Origin of the sequence: Streptomyces glaucus, from assembly GCF_039533365.1 — a bacterium.
Classification (GTDB): domain Bacteria; phylum Actinomycetota; class Actinomycetes; order Streptomycetales; family Streptomycetaceae; genus Streptomyces; species Streptomyces glaucus.
Window position 1 is genome coordinate 305,030 of sequence record NZ_BAAATK010000001.1, and the last position, 14,900, is coordinate 319,929.

12 protein-coding genes are annotated in these 14,900 nt (G+C 77.2%); 5 read left to right on the forward strand and 7 right to left on the reverse strand.

The window, feature by feature from the left end:
* Positions 1-11 precede the first annotated feature (11 nt).
* Together ABD363_RS01360 and ABD363_RS01365 are read right to left on the reverse strand one after the other, a co-directional pair.
* Positions 12-1,496 (reverse strand): hypothetical protein, encoded by a 1,485-nt coding sequence (locus ABD363_RS01360; RefSeq protein WP_425577921.1) that lies wholly within the window; start codon positions 1,494-1,496, stop codon positions 12-14.
* A gap of 236 nt (positions 1,497-1,732) precedes the next feature.
* Entirely contained in the window at positions 1,733-2,824 is a 1,092-nt protein-coding gene (locus ABD363_RS01365; RefSeq protein ID WP_344599455.1) for a mechanosensitive ion channel family protein, read from the reverse strand.
* 328 nt (positions 2,825-3,152) lie between these two features.
* On the opposite strand from ABD363_RS01365, the gene ABD363_RS01370 reads away from it, so the two are divergent.
* Complete coding sequence (locus ABD363_RS01370; RefSeq protein ID WP_344599456.1) at positions 3,153-3,689, forward strand: HNH endonuclease; 537 nt, start codon at positions 3,153-3,155, stop codon at positions 3,687-3,689.
* Between the two features lie 75 nt (positions 3,690-3,764).
* Here ABD363_RS01370 and ABD363_RS01375 read toward each other — a convergent pair whose 3' ends face one another.
* The 4 genes from ABD363_RS01375 to ABD363_RS01390 form a co-directional block, all read right to left on the reverse strand.
* Complete coding sequence (locus ABD363_RS01375; protein WP_344599457.1) at positions 3,765-5,120, reverse strand: ABC transporter permease; 1,356 nt, start codon at positions 5,118-5,120, stop codon at positions 3,765-3,767.
* A gap of 97 nt (positions 5,121-5,217) precedes the next feature.
* Positions 5,218-5,922, reverse strand: a complete 705-nt coding sequence (locus tag ABD363_RS01380) for an ABC transporter ATP-binding protein (RefSeq protein WP_344599458.1) — start codon at positions 5,920-5,922, stop codon at positions 5,218-5,220.
* Positions 5,919-6,452 carry a PadR family transcriptional regulator gene (locus tag ABD363_RS01385; protein ID WP_344599459.1) on the reverse strand — a complete coding sequence of 178 codons (534 nt, stop codon included), beginning with the start codon at positions 6,450-6,452 and terminating at the stop codon, positions 5,919-5,921. Before ABD363_RS01385 ends, ABD363_RS01380 begins: the two co-directional genes overlap by 4 nt.
* An 80-nt stretch (positions 6,453-6,532) precedes the next feature.
* Positions 6,533-9,463 (reverse strand): beta-N-acetylglucosaminidase domain-containing protein, encoded by a 2,931-nt coding sequence (locus ABD363_RS01390; RefSeq protein WP_344599460.1) that lies wholly within the window; start codon positions 9,461-9,463, stop codon positions 6,533-6,535.
* A 278-nt stretch (positions 9,464-9,741) separates the two neighbouring features.
* On the opposite strand from ABD363_RS01390, the gene ABD363_RS01395 reads away from it, so the two are divergent.
* The 3 genes from ABD363_RS01395 to ABD363_RS01405 are packed head-to-tail and all read left to right on the forward strand — an operon-like array spanning position 9,742 to position 12,437.
* Complete coding sequence (locus ABD363_RS01395; RefSeq protein WP_344599461.1) at positions 9,742-9,984, forward strand: hypothetical protein; 243 nt, start codon at positions 9,742-9,744, stop codon at positions 9,982-9,984.
* A complete protein-coding gene (malQ, locus tag ABD363_RS01400) occupies positions 9,985-12,102 on the forward strand; it encodes a 4-alpha-glucanotransferase (protein ID WP_344599462.1) in 2,118 nt (705 codons plus the stop codon). It abuts the gene before it with no gap.
* Between the two features lie 59 nt (positions 12,103-12,161).
* Positions 12,162-12,437, forward strand: a complete 276-nt coding sequence (locus ABD363_RS01405) for a hypothetical protein (protein ID WP_344599463.1) — start codon at positions 12,162-12,164, stop codon at positions 12,435-12,437.
* Between the two features lie 132 nt (positions 12,438-12,569).
* Here the strand turns inward: ABD363_RS01405 and ABD363_RS01410 are convergent, their stop codons facing one another.
* Positions 12,570-13,187, reverse strand: a complete 618-nt coding sequence (locus ABD363_RS01410) for a TetR/AcrR family transcriptional regulator (RefSeq protein ID WP_344599464.1) — start codon at positions 13,185-13,187, stop codon at positions 12,570-12,572.
* Positions 13,188-13,371: 184 nt separating this feature from the next.
* On the opposite strand from ABD363_RS01410, the gene ABD363_RS01415 reads away from it, so the two are divergent.
* Positions 13,372-14,814: an FAD-dependent monooxygenase gene (locus tag ABD363_RS01415; RefSeq protein ID WP_344599465.1), complete on the forward strand. Its 1,443-nt coding sequence runs from the start codon at positions 13,372-13,374 to the stop codon at positions 14,812-14,814.
* Positions 14,815-14,900: the final 86 nt, after the last annotated feature.

Here is a 14,900-nt window from a genome sequence, read left to right on the forward strand (position 1 = left end):
GTACGCCGGTCTCACCGGTACTCCGACAGCCTGCGTCCGATGCCCAGCACCGCGCCGGCCGCGCCCAGGACGGTGAGGGCGGCGACGCCGGCCGGCAGCCCCGCCATCGCGTCCCGGCCGTCGCCGGCCGCCTGCTCGAACTCGTTCTCCTCGTGTTCCAGGGCCTGGGCGAGACGGCCGTCGACGCTGTCGAAGCACTCGCCCGTGGTCCCCTCGGCGCCGATCACCCTGTCCAAGGCCTGCCGGTAGTTGCCGTTCTCGTCCTCCGCGCGGGCCGACGCGTGGCGTTCCCGCCACTCCGTCACATCGCCGAGGGCCCGTGCGACCGGCTGTTCGCCGGCCTGGTCGTCGGCCAGTTCCCGGGCCCGGGCCAGGCCCCTGCCGAGGGCGTCCATGTCCTTGCGGAACTCGTGGTCGTACGCGTCGACGGTCTCGCCGCCCACCTTCACCGTCTCCGCGCCGCGGGCCACGAGGGTCAGGTTCTCGTTGCCGCGGGCCCTGAGGGAGGCGACGCGGGCGTCGTGCAGGACGTCCAGGGAGCGGACGGCGTGGTCGTACGAGTCGTCGAGGCCGGCGCGGGCGACGCCGTGACCGGCGGCGAGCCACAGCAGGGCCGCCGCCGTCGCCGCCGTCGCCGCGACCAGGCCGGGGTTCAGGACGCGGTTGGTGCGCCGGTAGGTGCGGTGCTGGGCCCAGGCCAGGGCCGCGAGGGCGAGGACGCCGAGGGCGAGGGCGGCCCGCGGGCGGGCGGTGGCGTCGGCGTAGTCGGCGCGCAGGCGCTGGTTCTCCCTCCGGTGGAGGTCCTCCGCCGCCGGGAGCATGTCCTTGCGCATGGTCTCGTCGGCGTAGCGGAGGTAGGCGCCGCCGACGGGGAAGCCCTGACGGTTGTAGGTGCGGGCGCGCTCCACCAGGCCCTTGTACTCCAGCAGCAGGCGGTTGAGCCTGGTGATCGTCTCGGCGGAGGGGGAGCCGGGATCGGAGCCGGCGGCGGCCTTGACGAGTTTGGCGGCGGCCGTGCGCAGGTCCTCCTCGTACCGGTCGTCGGAGGCCCTGGTCCCCTGACCGCCGACGAGGAAGCCGCTGGAGGCGGCGGTGTTGGCGTCGGCGAGCGAGCGGTAGATGTCGGCCGCGTCGGAACTGAGGGGCTGGCTGCTGTCGAGGACGTCGCCGGCCGCGGCGGCGCGGGTGGTGGTCTGCCAGGCGGCGACGGCGCCGAACGAGACGACGAGGAGGGCGAGGAGGGCGCCGATGAGGCGGAGGCGGCCGGGTTCGGTGGTGGCGGCCGCGCGCAGGCGGTCCGCGCCCTCGGCGAAGGCGGTGCGGCGGGGCGGGCCGGGAACGAGGGGGCCCGCCCCGGCGCCGGGGGGCCGGGACGGCACGGCCGGCGGCGTGGACGGGCCGGGGTGGGGTGCCGCGTTGCTCCTCGGCTGCCGAGCCACTGCTGACCTCCCCCCGTGGTCGTCCGTCGCCGCAAGTATCGCTGGCGGGACCGGCATCCGCACCGGCCTTGGCCGGATCCTGGTCGGACCGCGACGTCTCGCACCACCCCCCGCCCATCGACACGCCGGTGGAACCGGTTCGGTTCCCGGGAAGCGGCCGGGGGGAACGGGCGGGCGGGCGCCGGGGCGTGCGCCCGCGGCGGCCCGCGCGGGGCGTCGGGCGGACGCCCGCGACGGTCCGCGGCCGGGCCGTGGCCGCCCGCCGGACCGCCTCCGGGGGCGGGGCCGCGGTCCTACTTCGACACGCTCGGCGGCGTCAGCGGCGTGGCCGCCTGGGCCTGCGGGGACGAGGCGTTGGCGTACGCCGACGGGGGCGCCGTGTTCGCCGTCGGGTCGGCGGGGGGCTCCTCCGGGACCGCGGCCGTGGCGCCGCCCACGATCGGGATGGCGGCGGCGTCGAAGGCGCGCTTGATGCGCCAGCGCAGCTCGCGTTCCACCGGCAGGGACTTGCCCGGCATGGTCTTGGCGGAGACGCGGACCACCATCGAGTCCAGGAGGACGCTCTCCAGGCCCAGCACCTCGATCGGGCCCCACAGGAGCTCGTTCCAGGGCTCCTGCCTGCTCATCCGCTCGGCGACCGCGTCGAGGGTGGCCCGCACCCTGTCGAGGTCCTCGTCGGCGCGGACCGTCACGTCCACCCCGGCCGTCGACCAGCCCTGCGAGAGGTTGCCGATCCGCTTGACCTCGCCGTTGCGGACGTACCAGATCTCGCCGTTCTCGCCGCGCAGCTTGGTCACGCGCAGGCCGACCTCGATGACCTCGCCGGAGGCCACGCCCGCGTCGATGGTGTCGCCGACGCCGTACTGGTCCTCCAGGATCATGAAGACGCCGGAGAGGAAGTCCGTGACCAGGTTGCGGGCGCCGAAACCGATGGCGACGCCGGCGACACCGGCGGACGCCAGCAGCGGCGCCAGGTTGATCTGGAACGTGGCCAGCACCATCAGCGCGGCCGTCCCCATGATCAGGAAGGACGCGACCGAGCGCAGCACCGAGCCGATGGCCTGCGAGCGCTGGCGGCGGCGCTCGGCGTTGACCAGCAGGCCGCCCAGCGCCGTCCCGTCGACCGCCTGCGCGGTGCGGTTCATACGGTCTATCAGCTTGGTGATGGCCCGCCGCACGGCCACTCTCAGCACCGTCGCGATCACCAGGATCAGCAGGACCCTGAGCCCGATCGCGAGCCACGTGGACCAGTTCTCCTCGACCCAGCCGGCGGCGTTGGTCGCGCTCTCCTGGGCGTCCTGGAGCGTCGGCACGGCCGGGGCCGTCTCCGAGGGGGACGGCGACGGCGAGGCTCCGGCGGCCGGTAGGACGGCGGACAGGGACACGGCAGGTACCTCCAGGTGCAGCGGGCCGCCCTCCGGCACGGGGGTCGCTCACGGTGAGATCACGGAAAGGTCACCGGACGGGCAGCTCCACCACACTAACGGGGCAGTGTGTGTGGATTCGCGCGAAGTTCGAAGGAGGGACCGCGCGCATCCTCGAAACGAACTGGTGGGATGAACCCGCCCGGATTCCGGGGATGCATCGGGTGTGGTCGAAAACACTCCCGGCCCGTTATCCGGACGTGGTGGCGTTTCCGCCTGGCATGAGGGGAGACTGACTACGCATCGTCCCGGCGCGAGCCACGCGCCGCCGGCGTACAAGGAGGCATCCGTGCCGCATGTCCTGGTCCTCAACGCGTCGTACGAGCCCCTCGGCGTCGTACCGCTCCGCCGCGCGCTCGTCCTCGTCCTGGAAAACAAGGCCGTGTGCCTCGAGGAGTCCGGCGCCTATCTGCACAGCGCGACCGTCACAGTCCCCGCACCCAGCGTGGTCCGGCTCAAGCGATTCGTCCGGGTTCCCTATCGGGGACCCGTCCCCCTGACCCGCCGGGCGCTGTTCGCCCGCGACGGGGGCCGGTGCATGTACTGCGGTGGCGTCGCAACCAGCGTCGACCACGTCGTCCCGCGCAGCCGCGGGGGCAAGCACGTCTGGGACAACGTGGTGGCCTCCTGCCGCCGCTGCAACCACGTCAAGGCCGACCGTCACCTGTTCGAACTGGGCTGGCGGCTGCGGCACAAACCCGCCCCTCCCACCGGCCTGGCCTGGCGCATCATCGGGACCGGCCACCGGGACCCGCGCTGGCTGCCGTACTTGCAGCCGTACGGCGCGGACGACGTCCTGGCCCGGATCGACGGCGTTTCCGCCTGACGACGATCCGGGCCCTCGTCTTGCCGCGCACGGCCGCCGCCGGCCCCGGGGACCCCCGTGCCCCGGGGCCGGCGGTCATGCGTGGCGCAGCTCCGCCGGGTGCAGCGAGCGGCGCAGCAGGGGCAGCGCGGTGGCCGCCGCCGCCAGGCAGGCGGCGTAGACGGCGAGGGGCACGAGCAGCGACGTCCACGGCACCGGCCGGCCGCCGTCGCCGGTGAGGACGGCGTACCCCGTGCCGATCGCCGCGCCCGCGACGCCCGCGAGCAGCACCGCCGGGGCCAGCGGGAGCGCGGTCTCCAGCAGCAGCGCCCGGCCGAGCACCGCGCGCGGCACCCCGGCGGCGGCCTGCGCGGCCAGGGCCCGGCGGCGGGCGGCCAGGGACTCGGCGGCGCCGACGGCGAGACCGGACAGGGCGATCAGCAGGCCGGCCGTGACGGCCGCGGCCGTCAGGTCGAGACCGGTGGTGTAGTACGAGGGGTCCCCGGCCAGGGGCCGGTTCGAGCGCAGCGCCTCCAGGAACGCGTGCCGGACGCCCACGAACGCGGTGCCGGCCAGCGTCACCAGCAGCACCGCCGCGTGCGTGCGGGCCGCCGCCCAGGGATCGTCGCGCAGCCGTTCCGCCGCGATCAGCGTCGCCGCCGACCGGGCCCGGTCCGCGAGCAGCCGCCCGGTGAGCCGCGCCGCGGCCCCGGAGAGCCAGACCGCGCCCGCGCCGCCCGCGAGGAGCACCCCCAGCAGCGTCAGCGCCGGTCTCCCGTCGGACCGTCCGGCGGGGCCCGCGGACGTGGCGGCCACCGCGAGCAGCGCCGCCACGCCCACCAGCAGCGCCCCCGCCAGGAACGCCGGCGCGGGCCCCCGTCCCGGGCGCGGACGCGTCCGGCGCACCCGGCCGAGCGGCGAGGCCGCCACCCGGCGCAGCGCCAGCGCGCCCGCCGCCGCGCCCAGCACCGGCACGCCGACGGCCACCAGCGCGATCCCCGCCCACGCGGACGCGGCCGGCCGGTCCCACAGGCGCAGCAGGAGCGGCACGCAGACGGCGGCCGTGACCGCCGAGCCGAGCAGGCAGGCCAGACCGGTCTCCAGCGCGGCGATCCGCCGCACCTGCCGGGGTGTCGCCCCGGCCAGCCGCAGCCCGGCCAGCCGCCGGTCGCGGTGCACGGCGCCGATCCGGGCGCACTGGCCGAGGAAGCCCAGCACCGGAACCAGCAGGAGCAGCAGGCCGGTGATCACCCCGGCGCGGGTACCGGGCTGGTCCAGCAGGCCGTGGCCGACGGGGACGCGGTAGGCGCCCCGGAGGGAGGCGAGGACGGCGGCCGCGAGCGCGCACCCGGTGGCGAGCGCCGCGCCGGCCGCCGTGAGGAGGATCCGCCACCACTCCCGGCGGTCGGAACCGCGGGTGAGCGCCCAGGCGAGGCGCAGGTCGGACATCATGCGGTGACCTCCGGGGCGGGGCGCGGGGCGGTGGGCGGGCACGGGTTCGCGCGGCCGCCGCCGGGGCGTGCCGCCGGGGCCGTGGGGGTGCCGGGTCTCACGCGGGCACCTCCAGCGGCGTCACGGAGCCGTCCCGCAGCTGCACCTCGCGGTCGGCGTAGGCCGCCACCCGGGCGTCGTGCGTGACGAGCAGCACCGCCGTGGACGACTCGCGGGCCGTGTGCGCCAGGGCCGCCATCACCTGCTCGCCCGCCAGGGAGTCCAGCGCGCCGGTCGGCTCGTCGGCGAAGACCACCCGGGCGCCGGTGACCAGGGCCCGGGCCAGCGCGGCGCGCTGCGCCTGGCCGCCGCTCATCTCGCCCGGCCGCAGCTCCCCCTGGCCGCGCACCCCGAACCGCTCCAGCCACTCAGCGGCCCGCGCCCGGGCCGTGGCCCGGGCGGTGCCGGCCAGCATCAGCGGCAGGGCGACGTTGTCGAGGGCCGTCAGCTCGGGGATCAGCTGCCCGAACTGGAACACCACGCCGAAGTCGGTGCGGCGCAGCTCGCTCAGCCGCTTCTCCGGCAGCCGGTCCAGCCGCTCCCCGCGGTACGTCACCGACCCGGAGTCCGGGCGGACGATCCCGGCCAGGCAGTGCAGCAGCGTCGACTTCCCGCTGCCGCTGGCGCCGGTGACGGCGAGGATCTCGCCGGCGCGCAGTTCGACCGAGGCGCCGCGCAGGGCCCGGGTCCCGCCGTACGCCTTGACGAGGTCGCGGGCCGCCAGCAGCGGCACCGCCTCGTCCGGTCCCTTTGGTGTGCTCATGTCGCGTCGACCTCCGCGGTCAGGGGGGTCAGCCGGGCCGCCGTCGTGGTCATCCAGCGGAGGTCGGCGTCGAGGTGGTTGAGGGCGTAGTCCGCCGAGAGCACGGTCGCCAGGTCCGCGCCCCGGGCCGACTTCACGGCCGTGAGCTCCCGCATCCGCGCCATGTGGGCGGCGCGCTGGGCCCGCAGGTAGGCGGCCGGGTCGCCGCCGGCCAGGATGGAGACGACGACCTTGGCGAAGATCTCGTTCGTCACGAACGGCGCCGGCGGGGCGATCTCGCCGGCCCACCGGGCCAGCTCGCGCGTCCCCTCGTCCGTGGCGCGGTACGTCGTCCGCTCCGGGCCGCCGTCCGAGTCGGTGCCCTCGATCTCGGCGAGGCCGTCGCGGACCAGGCGCTGCAGGGTCGTGTAGACCTGCCCGTAGGCCAGGGGGCGCGCCTGCGGGAAACGCTCGTCGTGGCGTCGCTTCAGGTCGTAGCCGTGGCTCGGCCCCGAGGCGAGCAGCCCCAGCAGGATGTGGCGGGTGCTCATGGCGATCATTATGTACTGAGTACATGTACTGAGTGAATAGTCGGCCGGGAAAAACCCGGGGGAGCGGGCGGGGGCCGCGCTCACTCCGCGACGGCGTACGCCTCCACCGACCACAGCGAGTAGCCGTACGGCGTGGCCCGCCTCTCGCCCTGCATCCGCAGGAACCGCACGTCCCGCTCGTCCATGCGCAGCTCCTCCCGGCCGCCGCGGCCGTCCCGCACCGCGGCCGCCGTGCGCCAGCGGCGGCCGTCGGCGGAGACCTGGACGCGGTACGCGGACGGGTGCGCGTCCTGCCAGCGCAGCACGACGCGGCCGAGGCGGGCCGGACGGGCCAGCTCCACCTGCCACCAGGCGCCGTCGTCGACGGGGGAGGACCAGCGGGTGCCGGGGTCGCCGTCGTTGGCCGCCGCGGCCGGGAAGTCGGGGGTCTCGTCGGCCGAGGAACGCGCGGTGCCGGCGCGGGCCAGGTCGGGCCCGGCGGTGCGGGGGAAGGCCCGGACCGTCAGCGTGCGGGTGGCCCCGCCGAACGAGAGCCGGACGTCGTACGGCCGTACCGGCGTGCCCGGCGCGACGGTCACCTCGACGGGAACCTCCACCGCCGTGCCGCGCGGGAGCGTCAGCGGGGCCGCCGGGACGCGCACCCGGACGCCCTCGGGCGCCTGGACGGTGAGCCTGCCGCGGACGTCGGCGGGCCGCAGCGACCGCAGCCGGGCCGTCGTCCGCAGCGTGCTCCCGATCTCGGCGTCCACCCGCTCGCGGGCCGGCTCCAGGGAGGCGTCCGGGGAGTCGCCGAACCACGGGACGAGGTGCCGCACGCCGGCGGGGTTCGGGCCGGTGACCCGGAGGGCGTCGGCGCGGAGACCGGCGGAGGGGCCGCCGGCGGGGCGGCGGGGCGTGAACTCGGTGGCGCCGGCCGCCGCGGCCAGGGCGCCGACGCGGACCCAGCCCTCGCCGGGGACGTGGGCCTCCACCTCGCCCTCGGTGCCGGGGTCGGCCAGGACCGTCACGGCGGCCAGGGGGCGGGCGTGCGGGAAGCGGACCGTGCGGCCGCCGTCCGCGCCGCCGGCGGTCACGGCCGGCGCGCGGTCGGCTCCCGCCCACGCCTCGTACGCCCGCTGCGCCCGCCGCAGGAAGGGGTCCAGCACGCCCTTGCCGACGGTCACCGGCGCGTCCGCGAGCCGGGCGCGCAGCCGGCCGAGCGTGCGGTACGCCGTCCAGGCCGCCGCCGCGTCCCCGGCGTCCTGCGCGCGCAGCATGTCGAGCGCGGCGGTGCCCGCCTCGCCGTAGCGGGCCAGCTGCTCGGACCAGGGGGCGACCTCGGCGCCGAGCCCGCTGCCCGCGAGCCGGTCCGGCACCGCGCGCAGGACGGCGAACGCCTCCCGCAGCCGCCGCGCCCCGCTCTCCTCGGCCGTCCCCCGCGCCGCCCCCGTCCGGCCGCGCCAGAACTCCTCCAGCAGCGGGCGCAGATACGCCGACTCCTCGGGGTCGAGGACCGACGAGGCGTCGTTGCCCGCCAGCGCGGTCAGCGCCTCCTCGCGGTGCGCGTCGCCGCCCGCCAGGTCGTCGATCGCGGCGCGCCAGGACTCCTCGGGGCGGTAGGCGCGCGGGTTCCAGGCGTAGTCCGCGGCCGTGAACAGGGGGATGCGGGAGGCCTCGGCCTGCGCCATCGCGTTGGCCAGCACGGCGGCCGAGCCGGTGGCGACGGCCGGTTCGCGGCCCTGGTAGGGGCCGAGGAAGACCCGGCCGGGCGCGTAGTCGTTGACGGGGTAGTTGTCCATGGTGACCAGCGGGTGGCCGGCGAACACCGACCGCAGCCCGGCCAGTTCGCTCCCGGTGATGGTCCGCGGCACGACGCCGACCCCGGTCCAGGCCACCTCGACGTCCTCGTCCAGGGCGTGCGCCAGCGCCCGCCGGTACGCGGTCGGCCCGTCCTCGTAGAACTCGGTCGGCATCAGCGACAGGGCCGCCGCGCCGGGACGGCGTTCCGCCAGGTGCCGGGCGACCGCGTTCGCCACGCGCGCCTGCGCCCGCGCCGCCGCCCCGGGCCCGGAGCCGAAGCGGTCCGCGTCCGCGGCGCAGTGCCACTCGCTGTAGCTGACGTCCTGGAACTGCAGCTGGAAGGCGCGGAAGCCCAGCGCCCACATCGCGTCGAGCTTGCGCGTCAGCGCCCGTACGTCGGCGTCCGAGGCGAAGCACATCGCCTGGCCCGGGGCCACCGCCCAGCCGAGCGTCACATGGTTGCGGCGGGCCCGCTCGGCCAGCTCCCGGAACCGCGCGCGCTGCCCGGCGGGGTACGGCTCGCGCCAGCGGGCCTGCCGGTGGAGGTCGTCGCCGGGGGCGTACAGGTAGCGGTTCTGCTTGGTGCGGCCCATGAAGTCCAGCTGGGCGAGCCGCTGCCGGTGCGTCCACGGGGTGCCGTAGAAGCCCTCGGTGATGCCGCGCACGGCGGTGCCGGGCCAGTCGCGGACGTCGACGGCGGTGATCCGCCCGTCGGGGCGGACGAGCCGGCGCAGGGTCTGCACGGCGTGGAACAGGCCGTCCGGGCCGCTGCCGGCGAGGGTCACGGCGCCGGGGGCGACGGTCAGCCGGTAGCCGCCGGACGGCAGGCCGTGGCGGGTGTCCCGCCGGGGCGGTTCGGTCCGCGCGCGCACCACCAGCGCGCCCGCGGGCGGCGGATCGCCGGCGGCGAGCGGGGTGATCCGGTGCGCCCCCGCCCGCCGCAGCAGCGCGCGCAAAGCGTCCAGGGCGTACGGGTCGGCGGCCGGGTCCGCGCGCAGCGCGACCTGGCCGGTGACCGGGACCGGGGCGCCGTTCGGGCGCAGGGACTGCGGGCGGGGCCAGACGGAGGTCCCCGGGCCGGCCGCCTCGGGGGCCGCCGCGGCCGTGCCGGAGGGGGCCGGGGCCGTACCGGGGGGCGGCGGGGCCGCCACGGAGGCGGGGGCGGCGCCCAGGGTGCCGGCGACGACGGCGAACGCGAGGGCGGCCGCCCTCCTCCCACGCCGTGGCTGCACAGGCCCCCTCCCCGTCGGTCGATGTCCGTGTCCGGCTCTCACAGCGGCATCGAGCCCACCACCGGTGCGAGGAACATGTCAACGGCCGTGGCCCAAGTGACGGAATTGCCGGAATCCCGGGGGCGTCCGGACGGGCGGAATGTGACGAAGGGGTGCCTGATTCTTTTTTCGCGCGTCTGCCGCCGCGCCCGCTGGGTAGGGCTGCGGTAACCCTCTCTCCGCTCCCGGCGCAGGCCGGGCGGGGGGACCCCGCCGCCGTGCCCGACGAGGAGGCCCCCGTGGCTGCACCCGCGCATCCCCCGTTCCCGGCCCCGCCCGAACCCGGGGCGGAGCCGTCCGCCGCCCCCGGCCGCCCCCGGCCGCGCGTCTTCAGCGCCGAGGGCGCCCGCGCCGAGGCCCCGCTGACCAGCGAGCCGCCCCTCGCCGACGCCGAGCCCCTGACCAGCGAGCCACCGCTCGCCGACGCCGCGCCGCTGACCAGCGAGCCCGCCGTGGCCGCCGCGGACTTCACGAGGCCGTAGATGACCGGACCGGCCGAGCCCCCCGCCGAGGACCTGTCCCGGCTCGCCGAACTGCACGGCGTGGCCACCTCCTACCAGCCGTCCCCGGACCGTACGGTCGCGGCCTCGGCCACCGCCGTCGTCCGCGCCCTCGCCGCCCTCGGCGTCGACGCGAGCGGCCCCGGCGCCGTGCGCGCCGCGCTCGCCGCCCGGGAGCGGGAACTGCGCGAGCGGCTGCTGCCGCCGACGGTGGTGTGCTGGGGCGGCGGCACGCCCGAGGCGCTGGCCGCGCTGCCCGCGGGCACCCGGCTGCGCGTCGAGACCGAGCAGGGCGAGACCCGCGCCGACGCCCGCGGACTCCCGCCCGGCGTGCACCGCCTGACCGCCACCGCCCCCGACGGACGCACGGCCGCCGCGCACCTGATCGCCGCCCCGCCCCGGCTGCCCGCCCCGCGGGGCCGCTCGTACGGCCTGCTCGTCCAGCTCTACTCCCTGCTGTCGCGGCGCTCCTGGGGCATGGGCGACCTCGGTGACCTCGGTGAGCTGACCGCGTGGGCCGGGCGGGCGCTCGGCGCCGGGTTCGTGCAGGTCAACCCGTTGCACGCGGCCGTGCCCGGCACGCCCACCGACCCCTCCCCGTACCGGCCCTCCTCCCGCCGCTTCCCCGACCCGGTGCACCTGCGGATCGAGGACGTCCCCGAGTTCGCGTACGTCACGGACCCCGACCGCGTCCGCTCCCTGCTGGAGCGGGCCGGGCGGCTGCGCGCGGCGGTGCTGGAGAAGGGGGAGCTGATCGACCGGGACGCGGTGTGGGAGCTGAAGCGCCAGGCGCTGGAGGCGGTCGCCGAGGTGCCGCTCGGGCCCGGCCGGCGCGCCGCCTACCGCGACTTCCTCGCCGAGCAGGGCCAGGCCCTGGAGGACCACGCCACCTGGTGCGCGCTCGCCGAGGCGCACGGCCCGGACTGGCACCGGTGGCCCGAGGGCCTGCGCGATCCGCGCTCGCAGGAGGTGGCCCGCGCCCGGTCCGGGCTGACGCACCGGGTGGACTTCCACCGCCGGCTCGCCTGGCTCACCGACGCCCAGCTCACCGCCGCCCAGCGCGCCGCGCGCGAGGCCGGGATGCCGGTCGGGGTGGTGCACGACCTGGCGGTCGGGGTGCACCCCGGCGGCGCCGACGCCTGGGCCCAGCAGGAGTTCTTCGCGGCCGGGATGTCGGTGGGCGCGCCCCCGGACGCCTTCAACGCCCGTGGCCAGGACTGGGGCCTGCCGCCGTGGCGCCCGGACCGGCTCGCCGCGTCCGGCTACGCCCCGTTCCGCAGCCTGCTGCGCGCCCTGTTCCGCTACGCCGGCGCGCTGCGCATCGACCACGTGATGGGCCTGTTCCGGCTGTGGTGGGTCCCGCAGGGCCACCCCCCGACCGAGGGCACCTACGTCCGCTACGACGCCGAGGCCATGCTCGCCGTGCTGGTGCTGGAGGCCTCCCGGGCCGGCGCCGTGGTGATCGGCGAGGACCTGGGCACCGTCGAGCCCGGCGTGCGCGAGCGGCTGCGCGAACGCGGGGTGCTCGGCACCTCGGTGCTGTGGTTCGAACGGGACTGGGAGGGCGACGGCCGCCCCCTGCCCCCCGACCGCTGGCGCGCCGACTGCCTGGCCACCGCCACCACCCACGACCTGCCGCCCACCGCGGCCCGCCTCACCGGCGAGCACGTCGAGCTCCGGCACGGCCTTGGCCTGCTCACCCGCCCGCTCCGGGAGGAACGGGCCGAGGCGGCGGCGGACACGGCGGAGTGGCTGGAACTCCTCGCCCGGCTCGGCCTGCTGCCCGGCCCGGGCGGCGACGCCGGCGCCGCCGCCGAGGAGGCCGGGATCCAGGCCGTCCACCGCTTCCTGCTGCGCACCCCGGCCCGCATGGTCGGCGTGTGGCTCCCCGACGGTGTGGGCGACCGCCGCCCGCAGAACCTGCCGGGGACCTGGGACCAGTACCCGAACTGGCGGCTGCCGGTCGCCGACGCCGAGGGGCGGCCGATGACGCTGGAGGAGCTGGCGGACTCGCCGAGGCTGCGGGCGCTGATGGAGGCGGTGCGGGCGGCCGCCGGCCGTCCCGGCGGCGATTCCGACGGGGACGGCCCGGCGCCGTAGCGGACCCGTACGGCACCCCGGACGCGCACCCGGAATCGGCGTTCGCTACGTTTGACACCGTGGACAAGAAGAACGCCCTGCGCGCCGGCACCCTGGCCGCCGGTACGACGCTGATGATGCTGCTCATGTCGTCCCCCGCGCTCGCGCTCACCCGCGACGACGGCGACGACCCCGGCACGGGCCTGAGCGTCATCGAGACGCTGGGTCAGTTCGTCGTGGCCCCGATCGTGCTGTTCGCGGTCATCGCCGGCCTGGTGATGGTCCTGGACAAGTCCCACGAGAAGCACCGGGTGACCAGCCGGAACGTCGCGACCAAGGCCGACGTCAAGGCCTGACCGGGACCGCCCGCGCCGGGCTCCTCCCGCACGCTCCCCGAGGGCGCCGGCCCCGCCGCACGTACGCGCATCCGCCGTACGTGGGCGTGGCCGGCGCCCTCGGCGCGTCCTCGGGGGCGTTCCGGCGGCGGATCACGGACCCGGCGCCGTGAGGTAGCGCTGGAGCGTGGGGGCCAGCCAGGCCACGAGGTCCTCGCGGGCCAGCGCGACGGCCGGCGGGAGGCGCAGGACGTACCGGGTGAGCGCCACCCCGAGCAGCTGCGCAGCGACGAGCGCGGCCCGCACCGGGACCTGCTCCGGGTCCGGGCACACCTGCCGGGCCACCGGCAGCAGCTGGTCCCGGAAGACGCCCTGCATGCGCTCGGCCCCGGCCCCGCCGGCGGCGCCGACCCGCAGCAGGGCCGTGAGCACCTCGTTCTGCTCCCACAGGGCGAGGAAGTGCGTCACGAGCGCGTGCCCGACCTCGGCGCGGGGCAGCGCGCCCAGGTCGGGCAGTTTCAGGTCGACGGCGACGGCCGCCGCGAACAGGCCCTCCTTGCTGCCGTAGTAGCGCATCACCATCGACGGGTCGATGTCGGCGTCCTTGGCGATGGCGCGGATGGTGGCCCGCTCGTAGCCGTCCGCGGCGAAGCGCTCGCGGGCCGCGGCGAGGATCGCGTCGCGGGTGGCCGCGGAGCGGCGGCGGGGGGCGGGGGCGCCGGTGCTGCCGGTGCCGGGGGTGCCGGGGGTGCCGGTGTGGGGGCGGTTCATGGCGACGAGCGTAGGCCCACACGTGTGGGCCAACCAGCGTTGGCCCGTCGACCGTAAGCCAACATCGGTTGGCCAACACCCGTTGACTCCTTCCGCGGCCCCTCCTACGCTGGACAACAAGCGTTGGCCAACAAGTGTTGGCCAACAAGTGTTGGCCTACGATCGTCGGCAAGAGGAGGCCGCAATGAACGGCACCCCGTCCTCCGTGATCGTCGTCGGCTCCGGCCCCACCGGGCTCCTCCTGGCCGGTGACCTCGCCACCGCCGGTGTCCCGGTCACCGTCCTCGAAAAGCGCCCGCACCGGATCAGCAACCTCTCCCGGGCCTTCGTCGTGCACGCCCGCACCCTCGAACAGCTCGACGCCCGCGGCCTCGCCGACGCGCTGGAGGCCGTCGGCCGCCCCCTGGACCGGCTCCGCCTCTTCGGGCGGCTCACCGTCGACCTGGCCGGCCTCCCCTCCCGCTTCCGCCACCTGCTCGTCGTCCCGCAGTACGAGGTGGAGAGGATCCTGGAGCGGCGGGCCGTCGAGGCGGGCGCCGTCTTCCGCCACGAGACCGAGGTGACCGGCCTGACCCAGGACGCGGACGGCGTGACCGTCGAGGTGCGCGGACCGGACGGCGCGCCGGGGACGCTGCGCGCGGCGTACGCGGTCGGCGCCGACGGCATGCGCAGCACCGTGCGGCGGGCCGTCGGACTGCCCTTCCCCGGCCGCTCCGTCATCCGGTCCGTCGTCCTCGCGGACGTGCGGCTCGCCGAGGAACCCGAGGACCTGCTCACCGCCGACGCCGCCGGGGACGCCTTCGCCTTCCTCGCGCCCTTCGGCGACGGCTACCACCGGGTGATCGCCTGGCACCGCGGGCGCGACGTCCCCGACGACCGGCCCGTCGACCTGGACGAGGTCAGGGAGATCGCCCGGCTCGCCCTCGGCCGTGACTTCGGGATGCACGACGCCCGCTGGACGTCCCGCTTCCACAGCGACGAACGGCAGGCGCCCGCCTACCGCGCGGGCCGGGTCTTCCTCGCCGGCGACGCCGCGCACGTGCACACCCCGGCCGGCGGACAGGGCATGAACACCGGACTGCAGGACGCGGCGAACCTGAGCTGGAAGCTGGCGGCCGTCCTCCGCGGGCACGCGCGCCCGGAGCTGCTCGACACCTACCAGGCCGAGCGCCACCCCGTGGGCCGCTCCGTCCTGCGCAGCAGCGGCGCCATCGTCCGCCTCGCCATGGCCGCGCGCCCCTGGACGCGGGCGCTGCGGGCGGCGCTCACCACCGTCCTCGACCACGTCGGCCCGGCCCACCGCGCGGTGGTCGCCCGGATCACCGGCGTCGGCTACCGGTATCCCGCTCCCCGCGGCGCCCACCGCCTGACCGGCACCCGCGTCCCCGACGTCGCCCTCGCGGGCAAACGCCTGCACGAGGCCCTGCGCGGCGGCCGGTTCGTCCTGATCACCCCGGAGGCGTACCCGGGCGGCGACGGCCGCGGGGACCGGCTGGCCGTGGAGCGCTGGGCGAGCGGCCGCCGTACGACCGTGCTGGTGCGGCCCGACGGCTACGTGGCCTGGGCGGCCGACGCCGCCGACCCGGCGGCGGTCGAGCGGGCGGTCACGGCGCACGTGGGGGGATGAACCCGCGTTCCGCCGGGCGGCACGGGCCGGCGCGCCGCGCCGGGGACCGGCCCCGCGGCGGGGGCGCCCGGCGCCGCGCCGGGCGG